The 15,251-nt window shown below is 67.3% G+C and carries 14 protein-coding genes; 8 read left to right on the top strand and 6 right to left on the bottom strand.

Annotated elements, in window-relative coordinates; translation table 11 throughout:
• Positions 1-18 precede the first annotated feature (18 nt).
• Together G568_RS0101395 and G568_RS0101390 are read right to left on the bottom strand one after the other, a co-directional pair.
• Positions 19-888 (bottom strand): S-methyl-5'-thioadenosine phosphorylase, encoded by an 870-nt coding sequence (locus G568_RS0101395; RefSeq protein WP_026756365.1) that lies wholly within the window; start codon positions 886-888, stop codon positions 19-21.
• Positions 889-974: 86 nt separating this feature from the next.
• Positions 975-1,580 (bottom strand): flavin reductase family protein, encoded by a 606-nt coding sequence (locus G568_RS0101390; RefSeq protein ID WP_026756364.1) that lies wholly within the window; start codon positions 1,578-1,580, stop codon positions 975-977.
• 181 nt (positions 1,581-1,761) lie between these two features.
• On the opposite strand from G568_RS0101390, the gene G568_RS0101385 reads away from it, so the two are divergent.
• Together G568_RS0101385 and G568_RS0101380 are read left to right on the top strand one after the other, a co-directional pair.
• Positions 1,762-2,250: a GNAT family N-acetyltransferase gene (locus G568_RS0101385; RefSeq protein ID WP_037373506.1), complete on the top strand. Its 489-nt coding sequence runs from the start codon at positions 1,762-1,764 to the stop codon at positions 2,248-2,250.
• 65 nt (positions 2,251-2,315) lie between these two features.
• The gene (locus G568_RS0101380; protein WP_026756362.1) at positions 2,316-3,095 is read left to right on the top strand and encodes an EcsC family protein; all 780 of its coding nucleotides are present in this window, start codon (positions 2,316-2,318) and stop codon (positions 3,093-3,095) included.
• A 3-nt stretch (positions 3,096-3,098) separates the two neighbouring features.
• Here G568_RS0101380 and guaD read toward each other — a convergent pair whose 3' ends face one another.
• Positions 3,099-4,394, bottom strand: a complete 1,296-nt coding sequence (gene guaD / locus G568_RS0101375; protein ID WP_026756361.1) for a guanine deaminase — start codon at positions 4,392-4,394, stop codon at positions 3,099-3,101.
• Between the two features lie 122 nt (positions 4,395-4,516).
• On the opposite strand from guaD, the gene mgtE reads away from it, so the two are divergent.
• From mgtE to G568_RS0101360, 3 genes are read left to right on the top strand one after another with little or no spacing between them, the layout of a single operon-like run.
• Positions 4,517-5,923, top strand: a complete 1,407-nt coding sequence (mgtE, locus tag G568_RS0101370; protein WP_084627299.1) for a magnesium transporter — start codon at positions 4,517-4,519, stop codon at positions 5,921-5,923.
• Entirely contained in the window at positions 5,920-6,480 is a 561-nt protein-coding gene (locus G568_RS0101365; protein ID WP_026756359.1) for a 5-formyltetrahydrofolate cyclo-ligase, read from the top strand. The genes mgtE and G568_RS0101365 overlap by 4 nt, the downstream gene beginning before the upstream one ends.
• A 48-nt stretch (positions 6,481-6,528) precedes the next feature.
• Positions 6,529-7,341: a TIGR00282 family metallophosphoesterase gene (locus tag G568_RS0101360; RefSeq protein WP_026756358.1), complete on the top strand. Its 813-nt coding sequence runs from the start codon at positions 6,529-6,531 to the stop codon at positions 7,339-7,341.
• A 102-nt stretch (positions 7,342-7,443) separates the two neighbouring features.
• Here G568_RS0101360 and G568_RS0101355 read toward each other — a convergent pair whose 3' ends face one another.
• Positions 7,444-9,216, bottom strand: a complete 1,773-nt coding sequence (locus G568_RS0101355; protein WP_026756357.1) for an SLC13 family permease — start codon at positions 9,214-9,216, stop codon at positions 7,444-7,446.
• Between the two features lie 120 nt (positions 9,217-9,336).
• Here G568_RS0101355 and G568_RS0101350 point away from each other — a divergent pair, with 120 nt between their 5' ends.
• Positions 9,337-10,077, top strand: coding sequence for a YebC/PmpR family DNA-binding transcriptional regulator (locus G568_RS0101350; protein WP_026756356.1), 741 nt, complete (start codon positions 9,337-9,339; stop codon positions 10,075-10,077).
• A gap of 275 nt (positions 10,078-10,352) precedes the next feature.
• Here G568_RS0101350 and G568_RS0101345 read toward each other — a convergent pair whose 3' ends face one another.
• Together G568_RS0101345 and G568_RS0101340 are read right to left on the bottom strand one after the other, a co-directional pair.
• The gene (locus tag G568_RS0101345; protein ID WP_026756355.1) at positions 10,353-11,060 is read right to left on the bottom strand and encodes a histidine utilization transcriptional repressor HutC; all 708 of its coding nucleotides are present in this window, start codon (positions 11,058-11,060) and stop codon (positions 10,353-10,355) included.
• On the bottom strand, positions 11,057-12,424 hold the full coding sequence (locus G568_RS0101340) for a formimidoylglutamate deiminase (protein WP_026756354.1): 1,368 nt from the start codon (positions 12,422-12,424) through the stop codon (positions 11,057-11,059). The genes G568_RS0101345 and G568_RS0101340 overlap by 4 nt, the downstream gene beginning before the upstream one ends.
• A gap of 107 nt (positions 12,425-12,531) precedes the next feature.
• Between G568_RS0101340 and hutI the strand changes: the two genes are divergently transcribed.
• Positions 12,532-13,689: an imidazolonepropionase gene (hutI, locus tag G568_RS0101335; protein ID WP_245582860.1), complete on the top strand. Its 1,158-nt coding sequence runs from the start codon at positions 12,532-12,534 to the stop codon at positions 13,687-13,689.
• Positions 13,680-15,215 (top strand): histidine ammonia-lyase, encoded by a 1,536-nt coding sequence (gene hutH / locus G568_RS0101330; protein ID WP_211222227.1) that lies wholly within the window; start codon positions 13,680-13,682, stop codon positions 15,213-15,215. Before hutI ends, hutH begins: the two co-directional genes overlap by 10 nt.
• The last annotated feature ends 36 nt before the right edge of the window (positions 15,216-15,251 follow it).

The raw sequence follows: 15,251 nt of genomic DNA, 5'->3' as shown, positions 1-15,251 counted from the left end.
CGACGAGCGGATAGCGGATCACAAGATGCGGCCGGCGACCGCGTCAAGTTTGCTCACCAATTCGGGGTCCCGCGCATCGGGCGCTGTCAGCAGCGCAAACTCCAGCGCCCGGTCGCAGCCATGCGGGCAGGGATCGCGCGCCTCGCCCAGAATGGCGGGCAGACGCGACACCAAGGCGCGCCCCTTGTCGGCGTTGCCCGTAAGCGTTGCGATGATCTGGCTGATGTCCACCTCGCCGTGATCGGGGTGCCAGCTATCGTAGTCGGTGATCATGGCGACGGAGGCATAGCAAAGCTCGGCCTCGCGGGCGAGCTTGGCCTCGGGCATGCCGGTCATGCCGATCACATCGGCGCCCCAAACCTCGCGGTACATGCGCGACTCGGCCAGGGTCGAGAATTGCGGCCCCTCCATGGCAAGGTATGTGCCCGACTCGTGCACGGCGATCCCGGCGTCGCGCGCGGCCTCAAGGCAGGCCGCCGACAGACGCTTGCAGGTGGGGTGCGCCATGCTGACATGGCCGACGCAGCCGGTGCCGAAGAAGCTGCTTTCGCGCACGGTGGTTCGGTCGATGAACTGATCGATGATCACGAACTCGCCCGGCGCCATGTTTTCGCGGAACGAGCCGCAGGCGCTGATGCTGACGACGTCGGTCACGCCCAGGCGTTTGAGCACGTCAATATTGGCGCGATAGGGCACGGTCGAGGGGGAATGCACATGCCCGCGTCCGTGACGCGGCAGAAAGGCCATGTCCACGCCGTTCATCCGTCCGGTCAGGACCTGGTCGGATGGCGCGCCCCATGGACTGCTGACGGTTACCCATTCGGCGCCTTCCAGGCCTTCGATTTCGTAAAGGCCCGAGCCGCCGATGACCCCGATAGAGGTGCCCATGCTGTCTTCTCCGCAATTCCTTTGAACCCTACCCGGTTTGTCGGCCAAAGCGCGCGCACACACAAGCCCCTTGGCCCGGTGCGGCGTCAATCGTCGGGGCGCGACAGGGTGAACAGGTGGTCGATCACCGTGTAATCGCGGTATCCCAGCCGCGACAGGGGGCGATAGCGGGTGATGTCGAACAGGCCATCGCGCAGGCAATCGTCGCGCATGTGCACGCCCGTCACCTCGCCGAATACGACGAAGTTGCTTTCGCCTTCGATCTGCACGATCTGCGTCATCCGGCATTCCAGGGCCGCCGGCGTTCCCGCGACGCGGGCGCAGGGGATCGTTTCGCAGGCGATCTTTTCAAGGCCGGCATGGGCGAACTCGTCAACGTCGCCGGGCAGGGAGGCCGAGGAGGCGTTCATCTGGTGGCGCATCTCGTAGCCGACGATGTTGCAGCAAAAGACGCCTGTTTCGCGGATATTGGCGACGGAATCCTTGGTGCCGTCGCGATCGGGTTTGATCCCGGTCGAGGCAAACATCACCTGCGGCGGGGTGTAGGCGACCGCGTTGAAGAACGAATAGGGCGCCAGGTTGTCGTGCCCGTCCGCGCCCCTGCTCGAGATCCAGCCGATCGGGCGCGGCGTGACGATGGCGTTGAACGGATTATGCGGAAGGCCGTGGCCATCCTTGGGCTGATAGAACATGCGCGTACTCCTTTGCGGCGCATCTAGCCTGCGTGCGCGTGAAAAACCAGCCTCGCCGCGGCGAATTCTTCGGCGCTGTGCCGTGATTTGCGATCGGGGCGGGGGTAGCGGTTCGCGTTGCCCGCGCTTGCAGTGCGTGCTAGGCGCGGTGCCACCCGAATTTTGCAAAGGCGTGTCGCTGGTGCTGCAGCTGCAAGAGGAAACCGAGGCCGATTGGTGGGAGGTCGAAGCGTTGTTCGACCTGTGTTTCGCACCGGGGCGCGAGGCGTTGTCGTCGTACCGGCTACGCGATGGCGTCGCGCCGGTGGCGGGCTTGTGCCTTGTGGCGCGCGACGGTGACGGTGTGTTGGGCGGTGCGATCCGGTATTGGCCGGTGCAGGTGGGGGGCGCGCCTGCGCTGTTGCTGGGGCCGGTGGCCGTGCATCCCACCCGTCAGGGCGAGGGGCTGGGTGCGTGGCTGATCCGGGACAGTTTGCACCGGGCCGCCGATGCCGGGTGGCAGCGCGCGATGCTGGTGGGCGATGCGCCCTATTATGGCCGCTTTGGGTTTGACCGCCTTGAGGGGGTTGAAATGCCCCCGCCGACCAATCCCGACCGGGTGCTGGGCCGGGCGCTGGTTCCCGGCGGATGGGACGGGGTGCGTGGCGCCGTCACCCGCGCCGAGCCTTGACAGCGGCGGGCGGATGCCAAAGCTGTCAGTCATGACCCGGATGAACGGACGATGACCGAGATACAATGACCGAAATCCTGCCCCCGGCGCCGAGCGCGGCGCCCGACCTGGAGGCCGAACTGGCCGCATTGGCGCGGCGCTATCGCGGCGCGGACGGGGCGGCGATGCGTTTGCTGACACAGCTTGGCACGCAGGCCGAGACCCTGCTTGAGCGGTTGCCGGACGATCTGCGCGGCGGGTTGAACGGCCTGACAAGCCGCGCGTTGGAACAGGCCATGGGTGCCGCGCATTCCAGCCGCGGTTGGGTCGGTGATCAGCCCGCCTGGGCCAAGACCGCGCTGGCGACGGCGCTTGGCGGGTTTGGTGGCGCCGGTGGATTGCCCGGCGCGATGGTCGAGCTGCCGGTGACGACGACGCTGCTGCTGCGCGCGATACAGGATGTTGCCGCCGGAAACGGCTTTGACCCCGGCGCCGAAAGCGTGCGTTTCGATTGCCTTGAGGTGTTTGGCGCCGCCGGGCCGCTGACCGCGCGCGACGATGGGGCCGACCTGGCGTTCCTGTCCACGCGGCTGGCGTTGCGCGGGGCTACGGTGCAGACCCTGATCGCGCGGGTGGCGCCGCGTCTGGCGACCGTGCTTGGTCAAAAGCTGGCGGCGCAAACGGTTCCGGTGCTGGGCGCGGTCGCGGGGGCGACGGTCAATTATGCCTTTACCTCCTACTACCAGGAAATGGCGCAGGTGCATTTCGGCCTGCGGCGTCTGGCGATAGCAGTTGACAAGCCGCACGCCGAGTTGGTGGAGGATCTGCGCGCCCGGATCGCCGCGCAATCGCCCGCGCGCAAGTGATGCCTACCGTTGATGCGCCAGCGTGCCGCCCACCCATGTGGCGCGAATGGCCCGGTCATCGCCCATCATGATGGTGGGGAAAAGTGCCTCCCACAGGTCACCTGCCCGTTCGGCGCGCTGCGCGATGGCGGGGGTCGAGGCCAGGTCAATGACGGCAATGTCGGCCTCCATACCCGGCGCGAGGGTGCCGATCCGGTCTTGCATGTGAAGCGTTGCAGCCGATCCTGCGGTCGCCAGCCACAGCAGTTGCGCCGGGTGCAGGGCCGTGCCGGTCAACTGCCCGATCTCGTAGGCCGCCGCCATGGTGCGAAGCATCGAGAAGTTCGAGCCGCCGCCGGTGTCGGTGGCCAGCCCCACGCGCAGTCCCTCGGCCACGCGGGCGGCCATGTCGAAAAGGCCCGATCCGATGAAGGTGTTCGATGTCGGGCAATGAATCAGCGCCGCACCGACCTCGGCCAATCGCGCCCGCTCGCGCGGCTCAAGGTGAATGGCGTGCCCATAAAGGCCGCGGGCGCCCAGCAGGCCATGCGCCTCGTAGGTGTCGAGGTAATCGCGCGCTTCGGGGTAGAGGGATTTGACCCACGCGATTTCATCCGTCTGCTCGGACAGGTGGGTTTGCATCAGGCAGTCGGGGTATTCGGCCCAAAGCGCGCCAAGCGCCGAGAGTTGACCAGGCGTCGATGTCGGCGAAAAGCGCGGCGTGATCGCGTAGGAAAGCCGGTCAACCCCGTGCCATTTCTCCAGCAATGCCTTGCTATCGTCATAGGCCGATTGCGCGCTGTCGCGCAGCCCGTCGGGCGCGTTTCGGTCCATGCAGGTCTTGCCCGCGATCACGCGCTGCCCGCGGGCTCTTGCCTCGGTGAACAGGGCGTCCACGCTGGCGGGGTGGATGGTGCAGTAGCTGCATAGCGTGGTGGTGCCATGCGATGCGGTCAGGTCCAGGTAGCGCGCCGCGATGCGGGCCGCATAGGCGGGGTCATTGAAACGGGTTTCTTCGGGGAAGGTGTAGGTGTTCAGCCAGTCGATCAGCCGCTTGCCCCAACTGGCGATGATCGCCGTCTGCGGGTAGTGCACGTGGGCGTCGACAAACCCCGCGGTGATCACGCCATCGCCGTAATCGACAACCTGTGCGCCGGGGTAGGCGCGGCGCAAATCGCTGCCGGGGCCGGTGGCGGTGATGTGCCCCCCCTCAATGAGCACACCGCCGTGGCCGTCGTGGCGGGCAGCGGCCGGGCCTGCGGCAAAAGGATCTGCGTCAAAGGTCAGGGTCTGACCGAGAAGAAGGGTTTGTTCGGGCATGTGTGTGTCCTTTCCGACGCACCGTTGTAGTCCGGGGTCGGGGCAAGGTAAATCGCTGCTTGGCATTGTTTCCTGTTACGATCATCCGCTATGACGGGACGCGGATGGCAGGAGGGTCTGACATGCTGGATGATCACGACGACGACGACATGCAGACCGAGGCGCCAGAGGTGGCCGAGGAGGGCTCTTACAGGCTGGACCGGCGCGCGGTTCAGGCAATTCGCGACGCGGTCGAGGCGGGCGACGCCGCGCAATTGACCGAGTTGATGGAGCCGCTGCACCCGGCCGACATCGCCGACCTTCTGGAACAAATCAGCAGCGCCGATCGCGCCGATCTGATCCGGCTTTATGGCCTGGAGTTCGATGGAGACATCCTGTCGGAGCTTGACGAGAGCATCCGCGAAGAGGTGATCGCGCAGTTGTCGCCCGATGTGCTGGCCGATGCGGTGCGCGACCTGGAAAGCGACGATGTCGTTGACCTGCTGGAGGATCTGGACGAGCCGCGTCACGGTGCCATTCTGGACGCGCTTGAGGATGCCGATCGCGTTGCCGTGCAGCAGGCGCTGTCTTACCCCGAATACTCGGCCGGCCGCCTGATGCAGCGCGAGGTCGTCGCCGCGCCCGAGCATTGGACGGTTGGCGATGCCATAGATTACCTGCGTGGCTCGGACGATCTGCCGGATCAGTTCTATCACATGGTTCTGGTCAATCCGCGGATGCACCCGGTGGGCAATGTGACCTTGGGCAAGATCATGCGATCTAGCCGCGAGGTGAAGCTGACCGAGATCGTCGAGGACGTGTTCCAGATCATCCCGGCGACACAGGACGAAGGCGACGTGGCCTATGCCTTCAACCAGTACCACCTGATTTCGGCGCCCGTGGTGGACGAGGACGAGCGCCTTGTCGGGGTCATCACCATCGACGACGCCATGGCGGTGCTGGACGAGGAACACGAGGAAGACATCTTGCGCCTTGCCGGTGTGAGCGAGGAATCGAGCCTGTCGGACACCATATTCGAGGCGGCCAAGGGGCGCGCGGTGTGGCTGTTCGTGAACCTGCTGACCGCGATCCTGGCGTCGATGGTGATCAACATGTACGCCGATACGATCGACCAGATGGTCGCGCTGGCCGTGCTGATGCCGATCGTCGCGTCGATGGGCGGAAACGCGGGCACGCAGACGATGACGGTGGCCGTGCGGGCTATTGCGACGCGCGATTTGACCGCGCAGAACGCGATGCGCGTGGTGGGGCGAGAGTTGTCCGTAGGGGCGCTGAACGGTGCGGCGTTCGGACTTTTGATGGCGTTTGTCGCGGGGCTGTGGTTCGGGGTGCCGATGCTGGCGGCGGTGATCGGGCTGGCGATGCTGCTCACGCAGGTCGCTGCCGCGCTTGGTGGGATCGTGATCCCCATGTTGCTGGACCGCATGAAGATCGACCCGGCGCTGGCGTCGGGGCCGTTCGTGACGACCATCACCGATGTCGTGGGCTTCTTCGCCTTTCTGGGACTGGCGGCGGCGGTGCTGCTATGACCGGGATCGACGACATCAAGGCCGAGGCGCGCCGCGCCGCCTTTGACCGGCGCAAGGCGGCGCATGCCGCGCTTGGCGCGGACCGGAGCGAGCATTTGGCGCAGGTTCTGGCGCGGCATAGGGGGCGCCCCCTGGCCGGTTACATGCCGATCCGCACCGAGATCAGCCCGCTTTCGGCGATGGCGAAGGCATCGCGTCACGGGCCGGTTGGCGTGCCGGTGATCGAATGCCCGGGCCTGCCGTTGCGGTTCTCACGGTGGTGGCCGGGCTGTGCCCTGCGCGAGGGGCCGTTCGGGGCGCAGGTGCCGGTTGTCGATGACTGGATCGTGCCCGAGGTGGTGATCGTGCCGCTGGTTGCGTTCGACCGGGCTGGCGGGCGCCTTGGGTATGGCGGGGGGTTTTATGACCGCACGCTGGAGCAATTGCGCGCAACCCGGCCCGAGACATTAGCCATCGGGTTCGCCTACAGCGCGCAGGAGGCCGACAATCTGCCGCTTGAGCCGACCGATCAGCCGCTGGACATGGTCGTGACCGAAGCCGGTGTCGTGACGTTCTAAGCGGCAAACGCCCTTGCCGGGGCGCGCGATCCGGCATAGCCAAGACACATGAGAATTTTGTTTTTGGGCGATGTCATGGGCCGGGCCGGACGGCAGGCGGTGACCGAGGCGCTGCCACGCATGCGCAGAGATTGGCGAGTGGATTTCGTTGTGGTGAATGCCGACAACGCGACGGGTGGCATGGGGTGCAACGCGGCGCATGCCAGTGCCCTGCTGGCGGCGGGCGCCGATTGCCTGACGTTGGGGGATCACTGTTTCGATCAAAAGGACATGCTGCAGGCGGTCGAGGGGGACACGCGCCTTCTCAGGCCGATCAACTTTGCCAAGGCGGCGCCGGGGCGGGGCGCGCGGGTGTTTCAGGATGCGCGCGGGCGCAAGGTGCTGGTGGCGCATGTGCTGGGCAACGTGTTCATGAAGCGGGCGTTCGACGATCCGTTCTCGGCCATCGATTCGGTCCTGCGCACGCATCCGCTTGGCGGTTCGGTGCAGGCGGCGATTGTCGATGTGCATTGCGAGGCCACCAGCGAGAAAATGGCCATGGGCCATTTCTGCGACGGGCGGGCCAGCGTCGTCGTGGGCACGCACACCCATTCGCCGACGGCGGATGCGCAGATACTGCCCGGCGGCGCGGCCTATCAGACCGATACCGGCATGTGCGGCGATTACCTGAGCGTGATCGGCATGGACAAGACCGAGCCGATGCGCCGCTTCGTCACCGGGATGGGCAAGACGCGGTTCACCCCCGCCTTGGGCGAGGTGACGCTATCGGGGTTGCTGGTGGAAACCGACGACGCCACCGGCAAGGCGCGCGATGTGCGCATGATCCGGCAGGGTGGGCGGCTGGAGCCATCGGCGCCGTGAGGCGCCGGGCCGGGCTGCGGCCTTGATTCCGCGCAGGGCGCTATATGAGATGTCCGCTCAAGCCCGCCGCCGCGCCGGGCACGTTGTGTCCGGTGGCGAACGCTACAGCGGCCAGACCAGCAGGATCAGCGGGATCGCCACGACCACGACCAGCGCCTCAAGCGGCAGCCCCATGCGCCAGTAATCGCCGAAGCGGTAGCCGCCGGGGCCAAGGATCACGGTATTGTTCTGGTGCCCGATCGGCGTGAGAAAGGCGCAGGATGCCGCCACCGCGACCGCCATCAGGTACGGGTCGGGGTTAACCTGCAACTGTTCGGCCACGCGGATGCCGACGGGGGCGGCGATGATCGTCGTGGCGTTGTTGTTAAGGATGTCCGACAGGGTCATCGTCACCACCATCAGCACCAGAAGGCTGACCCAGGCCGGCAGGCCGCTGGTCACGAACGTCAGGCCCGAGGCGATGATCTGGGTGCCGCCGGTACTGTCCAGCGCCAGCCCCAGAGGGATCATCGAGCCCAGAAGCACGATCACCGGCCAATCCACGTGGGAATAGAGCTCTTTCGTCGGCAGGATGCGCGTCACCACGAACGCCACCACCATCAACCCAAGCGCCACCGGCATGGAGGCCAGCCCGAAAGAGGCCGCCAGGATCGCGGCGGCGAAAAGGGTCATCGCCAGCGGCGCCTTGCCCTCGTCCGTGATCGCGTGGGCGCGGCCGGCCAGCGGCAGGCAGCCCAGCCAATCGACCACGTGGTCGGAAGTGTCCTCGGGGGTGAGCAGCAACAGGATATCGCCAGGCTCGATCGTGGTGCGGCGGGCGCGGTCGCGAATGGTGCGGCCCCGGCGCGAAATGCCCATCAGGATGGTTTGTTGCCGCCAGCCCAGGCCGATGGTCTGCGCCGTGCGCCCGGTGATGCGGCTGTCTTCGCGGGCGACCGCCTCGACCAGGACCTGCCCCTCGTCGGTGGGGATGCGCGCCTTGTCGCTGCGGCCTTTGGGAAAGGCCAGCCCGGTTTCACGGCGGAATTCCTCAAGGGTGGAGGGGGAGGCTTCGATCAGGAGGGTGTCGCCGGCGTTGAGGATGGCGTTGCGCGAGGGGCCGCGGCGGCGTTTACCATCCCGAAACAGCGATAGAATCGCCACGTCAGAGTCTTCGGCGGCGGGATCGAGGCTCCCGAGACGCTCGCCGATCAGTTTGCTGTCCTCGGGCACCATTAGTTCGGCCACGTAGTCGGCCAGATCCTCGGCCTGGCCGACGCCATCGTCGCGCTGCGGGATCAGGCGCCAGCCCAGAAACGTAACGTAGATCAGGCCGGCGATCGCCACGCCCAGCCCGACGGGCGTGTAATCGAACATGGCAAATGGCGCACCCAGTTCCTGCTGCCGGATCGAGGCGACGATGATGTTGGGCGGCGTGCCGATCATCGTGATCATGCCGCCCAGGATGGTCGCGAACGCCAATGGCATCAATGTCCTGCCCGCGGCGCGCTTGGCCTTGGCGGCGGTCTGGATATCCACCGGCATCAAAAGGGCCAACGCCGCGATATTGTTGATAAATCCCGACAGCGCGGCGCCGATTCCGCCAAGTATCACGATATGAGATGTCACCCCGCGATCCGAGCGAATCACGTGCCGGGTGATCAGGCCAACCGCCCCCGAACGGGTCAGTCCCGCCGAGGCGATAAGTACCATCGCGACGATGATCGTGGCGGGATGGCCGAAGCCGGAAAACGCCTGATCCGAGGGCACGACGCCCAGCACGACACCAAGCAGGAGCGCGCCAAGTGCCACGATGTCGTAGCGCACCCGCCCCCAGGCGAACATGCCGAAGACGGTCACGAAAATCGCGAATAGAATCAATTGCTCGGTGGTCATGGCGCGCGATCCTTTCGCGGATTACCCAAGCGCAGAGGGGCGATAATGGCAAGCACCTTGCGGCGAAAGGGGGGGCTGAGTATAGAGGCGCAACACCAAACACTGAGAACGGAGGCACGCATGGCCGGGCACTCGAAATGGGCCAACATCCAGCATCGCAAGAATCGCCAGGACGCGGTGCGCTCCAAGCTGTTCTCGAAACTGTCCAAGGAGATCACCGTCGCTGCCAAGATGGGCGACCCGGACCCCGAGAAGAACCCACGCCTGAGGATGGCCGTCAAGGAAGCCAAGACGCAGTCCGTTCCCAAGGATGTCATTGAAAGGGCTATCAAAAAATCGCAAGCGGGCGATGCCGAGGACTACGAGGAAATCCGCTATGAGGGCTATGGGCCCAACGGCGTGGCGGTGATAGTCGAGGCGATGACCGACAACCGCAACCGCACGGCGTCCACGGTGCGATCGACGTTTTCCAAGAACGGCGGGAACCTGGGCGAGACGGGATCGGTGCAATTCATGTTCGAGCGCAAGGGCGAGGTGATCTACCCCGCCGACGTGGGCGATGCCGACACCGTGATGATGGCCGCGATCGAGGCGGGCGCAGAAGATGTGGAAAGCAGCGAAGACGGCCATACCATATGGTGTGCCGATACCGACCTGAACGACGTGGCGACCGCGTTGGAACAGGAGTTGGGCGAGTCCGAATCGACCAAGCTGGTTTGGCGGCCGACGACGACCACCGAGCTGGACCTCGAGGGGATGCAGAAGTTGATGAAGCTGGTGGATGCGCTGGAGGATGACGAAGACGTGCAGCGCGTGACCACCAATTTCGAGGCGTCGGACGAGGTATTGGCGCAGCTTTAGGGCGGCGTCGGTTGGAAAATGTGTTATATCAACAGGTTGAGAAGTCGCGCGTTGTTGGGCCGCGGTGCGGCGATCCTACGCTGGTGCGGGGCATTTTACGTTTGCCAAGTCCGAAAAACATCTGTGCGTAGCGCAGGTTTCAACCGTATCGCCGTGCCTGGGGGCGGCCCGGCGATGCGCGGCTATTCCCTACCTCAACGCGCGCCTCGTAGACGATTGACGTACTGCCCGAAACGGACGTTTCGCGCCCTGAGCCGTCCGATTCGTACGGTGCCTCAGATCGTCGTCTGGAGCCGGTAGCCGGCGTGGTAGGTCAGCGCCGCGGCGGTGACGATCTGCGTGCCGTCCGACGTGGTCCGGTCGAGCCGCAGCAGCGCCGTTCCCGGCAGGCAGCCCAGAAGCGCGGCCAACCCGTCATCGGCACTGACCGCGCCGAAGGACAGGGTGCCGCCGGTGAAGGGGGCGTTGCGCACCAGCCATTCGTTGGCCGAGACCTGCGACAGGTCGGCATCGAGGATACCGGGCGCCGCAGCGGGGGTGATCCAGCGATCCTCGATCACGAAGGGATGCGCGCCCGACAGGTGCAGGGCGCGTACGTGCAGGGCGGCCCCGCCTTCGGGCAGGGCGAGGGTGGCGGCGACGGATGGCGGCGGCGTGGCCAACTTGCGCGACAGCAGGCGATAGCCGTAGGCCTGCCCCAGGGCAGCGACCTCGTCCCGGATCACGGGGATCTGCAGGACGGCGCGGCGCACCGGGGTGGCGGCGACGCGGGTGCCGGCGCGACGGCGGCGGTCCAGAACGCCGGCCTCGGCCAGGTCGCGCAGGGCGCGGTTGACTGTGGCGCGGGCGCAGCCCAGCTCGATCGCGAGATCGGCCTCGTTCGGGATCATGCTGCCGGGGGGCCATTCGCGCGCGCGGATGCGGCGCAAAACCTCGGCCCGGATGCTTTGCCAGGTATGCGCGGTCTGAGGGGACTGGTTCATAGGGCATCCTTGAGGCGGGTGAGCGTGTCGCGGTAGGCGCGGGTGATGGCCGCGCGGCGGGGGTGTGCGCCGTCTTCTACCACGTGGCGGCCGGCTGACCAGACATGCGCGATCATGCGCGTATCGCCGCAGGTCATGAACGTGTCCAGCAGGGTATCGCCGCTGCGCCCGATCAGGTCGGTCGCATCCGCATTCAGGGCCAGCAGATCGGCCCATTGCCCCGGCGCGATGGTGCCGGTGCCGCGCGCGGCGGCCTGCGCGCCGCCGGCGGCGGCGATGTCGAAGATGCGCCGCCCGGTGGAGTGGTCGGCGCTGGCCAGCATGGCGCGGCCACGGTCGCGCAGGCGTTGGGAATATTCCAGCGTGCGCATTTCCTCGGGCAGGGAGATGCGGATGTTGCTGTCTGATCCGATGCCGAACCGCCCGCCCGCGTCGGTGTAGGCGACACCGTCGAAGATGCCGTCGCCAAGGCTGGATTCGGTGATCGGGCACAGGCCGGCCACTGCGCCGGAGCGGGCCAGCATGTCGCGCTCGTGTGGCTCCATTTGGGTGCAGTGGATCAGGCACCAGCGGTCATCGACGGGGACTTGGGCGAACAGGTGCTCGACCGGGCGCGCGCCGGCGGCGGCCTGGACTTCCTCAACCTCGGCGGTTTGCTCGGCCAGGTGCATGTGTATGGGGCCGATGCCGGCCATCGCGGTAGCGGCGTGCAGCCCGTCATCGGTGACGGCGCGCAGGCTATGGGGGGCGACGCCCATGCGCGCGTCACGCGGCAGCGCATCGAGCGCCGGGCGCGCGGCGGCCATCAGGCGCGCAAAGCCGTCCACCTCGTTGCCGAACCGCACTTGCCCGGGGCCAAGCGCGCGGCCGTCGCGCCCGCCAACCTGGTAGAGCACGGGCAGCAGCGTGAGGCCGATGCCGGTTTGCGCGGCGGCGGCGCAGATGCGCCCGGCCATTTCGGCGGGGTCATCATAGCCCGCGCCGCCGGGGGCGTGGTGGAGGTAGTGAAACTCGGCCACCGAGGCAAAGCCGGATTCCAGCATTTCCATCTGCACGAAGGCGGCGATCGCCTGCACGTCGTCGGGGGTGAGTTGATCGAGAAAGCGGAACATCAGGCGGCGCCAGGTCCAGAAGCTATCGCTTGGATCGGGGCCGCGTCGTTCGCTCAGGCCGGCCATGGCGCGCTGAAACGCGTGGCTGTGCAGGTTGGCGGGCGCGGGCAGGGCCGGGCCGATGCGCATCCCCTCGGCGGGCGCGCCGGGGGTGACGGCGATGATGTGCCCGTCGGCGCCGATCTCGATGCGGACATCGGCGTGCCACCCGTCGGGCAGCAGGGCGGTCGCGGCGTGGAGAACCTGATTCATTCTTGACTCGAGATTAATATGTATAGACATATATACCATAAGCGCAGATGAAACAGGAATCAATCGCCATGAGCCGGGTTTTGTTGACGGAACTGGATGCCGCGACGATGGAGGGGGGCTATGGCCTGATCCGCGACGCGGCGATCTTGGTCGAGGACGGGCGTATCGTGTGGGTCGGCTCGCGCGCCGATGCGCCCGTGGCGGACGGCGCGGAGCGAACCCGCGCCATGGGCGGGTGCCTTGTGACGCCGGCCCTTATCGATTGCCACAGCCATATCGTGTTCGGCGGCACCCGCGCGGGCGAGTTCGAGATGCGCCTTGAGGGGGCCAGCTACCAGGAGGTGGCGCGCGCCGGTGGCGGCATCGTGTCAACGGTGCGCGATACGCGCGCGGCCAGCGAGGCGGAATTGCTGGCGGGTGCGCTCACGCGCGTGGACGCGATGATCGCCGAGGGCGTCGGCGCGATCGAGGTGAAATCGGGCTATGGCCTGGATATCGATGCCGAGATGCGGATGCTGCGCGTGGCGCGCCGCATTGCCGCCGAGCGGCCGGTGCATATCCGCACGACGTGGCTGGCCGCGCATGCATTGCCGCCCGAATACGAGGGACGCGCGGATGCCTATATCGACGAGGTGTGCATCAAAGGCCTGCGCGCGGCGCACGCGGCGGGGCTGGTCGATGCGGTGGACGGGTTTTGCGAATCCATCGCCTTTGACACGGCCCAGATCGCGCGCGTGTTCGACGCGGCGGCGGAATTGGGCCTGCCGGTGAAGCTCCATGCCGAGCAGTTGAGCCATATGGGCGGTGCGGCGCTGGCGGCGCGCTATGGGGCGTTGTCGGCCGATCACGTGGAATACGCCACGCAGGACGATGTGCGCGCCATGGCGGCGGCGGGCACGGTGGCGGTGATCCTGCCCGGTGCGTTCTACACCCTGCGCGAGACGCAGGCGCCGCCTGTTGAGGCGTTCCGCGCGGCGGGCGTCGAGATGGCGCTGGCGACCGATTGCAACCCGGGGTCATCGCCGCTGGCCTCGCCATTGCTGGCGATGAATATGGGCTGCACCCTGTTTCGGATGACGCCCGCCGAGGCGCTGGCGGGGGTGACGCGGGTGGCGGCGCGGGCGCTGGACCTGCCTGACCAGGGGCGGATCGCGCCGGGGTGCCGGGCCGATCTGGCAGTGTGGGACGTGTCCGAGCCTGCGGAGCTGGCGTATCGGATCGGGTTCAACCCCCTCAACAGAAGGATATTTTCGGGATGTCTGTGACCAAGCTGGTGATCGAGCCGGGCAATATGACGCTGGAGGCGATGCGCGCCGTCTATCGCGGCACGCCGGTGCCCGAGATCGACCCGTCGGCGCGCGCGGGGGTGGAGCAGTCCGCCGGTATGGTGAACGCCGCCGCGCGGGGGCAGGCCGCAGTTTACGGGGTGAATACCGGCTTTGGCAAGCTGGCCAGCCGCAAGATCGCGCCGGAAGACACCGCCGCGTTGCAGCGCAACCTGATCCTGTCGCATTGCTGCGGCGTGGGCGCGGCGCTGGAGCGCGATACCGCGCGCCTGATGATGGCGCTGAAGGCGGCGTCGCTGGCGCGCGGCGCGTCGGGGGTGCGGTGGGAGTTGATCGCACTGATCGAGGCGATGCTGGCACATGGCATAACCCCGGTGATCCCGGCGCAAGGGTCGGTGGGCGCGTCGGGCGATTTGGCGCCGCTGGCGCATATGGCGGCGGTGATGATCGGCGAGGGCGAGGCCGAGGTCGCCGGCACGCGGATGCCGGGCGCCGAGGCGCTGTCGCAGGCAGGGCTGATGCCCGTGGTGCTGGGCCCGAAGGAGGGGCTGGCCCTGATCAATGGCACGCAGTTTTCCACTGCCTGCGCGTTGGCGGGATTGTTCGGCGCGTGGGAGTGCCTTGAGGCCAGCGCGGTGACGGCGTCGCTATCCACGGACGCGATCATGGGATCGACGGCGCCGCTGTTGCCGGAGATCCACGCGCTGCGCGGCCACGCCGGGCAGATCGAGATGGCCGACGCGATGCGCGCGCTGATGGCGGGCAGTGAGATCCGCGAGAGCCACCGCGAGGGCGACGCGCGGGTGCAGGATCCCTATTGCATCCGCTGTCAGCCGCAGGTGGCGGGCGCGTGCATGGACCTGCTGCGCGGGGCGGCGCGGACGCTATGGATCGAGGCGAACGCGGTGACCGACAACCCCTTGGTCCTTGAGGGCGAGGGGCGGATCGTGTCGGGGGGCAATTTCCACGCCGAGCCGGTGGCGTTCGCCGCCGATCAGATCGCGCTGGCGGTGGCGGAGCTGGGCGCGATCGCGCAGCGGCGCGTGGCGCTGATGGTCGATCCGGCGCTGAGCCATGACCTGCCGCCGTTCCTGACGCCCGATCCGGGGCTGAACTCGGGGATGATGATCGCCGAGGTGACCAGCGCCGCGTTGATGAGCGAGAACAAGCACCTGGCCAACCCGTGCAGCACCGACAGCACGCCCACATCGGCCAACCAGGAGGATCACGTGAGCATGGCCGCGCATGGCGCGGTGCGCCTGGGCCGGATGGTGCGGAACCTGTCGGCGATCCTTGGGGTTGAGCTTCTGGCCGGGGCGCAGGGGGTGGAGTTTCGCGCGCCGCTGAGCACCAGCGCGCCGCTCAGGCGGGTGCTGGCGCGGCTGCGCGAGGCGGTGCCGACGCTGGGCGAGGACCGCTACATGGCGCCGGACCTGGAGCGCGCGGCGGAACTGATCCGGGGCCGCGAGGTGGTGACGGTGGCGGGTGTGGAGCTGTTGCCGTGACGGGGCGGGGAAAGGGGCGCTGCCCCTCTTGGCCTG

The sequence above is a fragment of the Sediminimonas qiaohouensis DSM 21189 genome (assembly GCF_000423645.1).
Taxonomy (GTDB): Bacteria; Pseudomonadota; Alphaproteobacteria; order Rhodobacterales; family Rhodobacteraceae; genus Sediminimonas; species Sediminimonas qiaohouensis.
The sequence above is the reverse complement of the archived record's forward strand: the minus strand, read 5'-3'. Positions and strand labels throughout refer to the sequence as shown.

Coding starts and splice junctions, on each gene's coding strand:
- G568_RS0101350 (WP_026756356.1), top strand. CDS start 9,337: ATGGCCGGGCACTCGAAATGGGCCAACATCCAGCATCGCAAGAATCGC.
- G568_RS0101360 (WP_026756358.1), top strand. CDS start 6,529: ATGAGAATTTTGTTTTTGGGCGATGTCATGGGCCGGGCCGGACGGCAG.
- mgtE (WP_084627299.1), top strand. CDS start 4,517: ATGCTGGATGATCACGACGACGACGACATGCAGACCGAGGCGCCAGAG.
- G568_RS0101355 (WP_026756357.1), bottom strand. CDS start 9,216: ATGACCACCGAGCAATTGATTCTATTCGCGATTTTCGTGACCGTCTTC.
- G568_RS0101395 (WP_026756365.1), bottom strand. CDS start 888: ATGGGCACCTCTATCGGGGTCATCGGCGGCTCGGGCCTTTACGAAATC.
- guaD (WP_026756361.1), bottom strand. CDS start 4,394: ATGCCCGAACAAACCCTTCTTCTCGGTCAGACCCTGACCTTTGACGCA.
- hutI (WP_245582860.1), top strand. CDS start 12,532: ATGGAGGGGGGCTATGGCCTGATCCGCGACGCGGCGATCTTGGTCGAG.
- G568_RS0101380 (WP_026756362.1), top strand. CDS start 2,316: ATGACCGAAATCCTGCCCCCGGCGCCGAGCGCGGCGCCCGACCTGGAG.
- G568_RS0101390 (WP_026756364.1), bottom strand. CDS start 1,580: ATGTTCTATCAGCCCAAGGATGGCCACGGCCTTCCGCATAATCCGTTC.
- G568_RS0101365 (WP_026756359.1), top strand. CDS start 5,920: ATGACCGGGATCGACGACATCAAGGCCGAGGCGCGCCGCGCCGCCTTT.
- G568_RS0101340 (WP_026756354.1), bottom strand. CDS start 12,424: ATGAATCAGGTTCTCCACGCCGCGACCGCCCTGCTGCCCGACGGGTGG.
- G568_RS0101345 (WP_026756355.1), bottom strand. CDS start 11,060: ATGAACCAGTCCCCTCAGACCGCGCATACCTGGCAAAGCATCCGGGCC.
- hutH (WP_211222227.1), top strand. CDS start 13,680: ATGTCTGTGACCAAGCTGGTGATCGAGCCGGGCAATATGACGCTGGAG.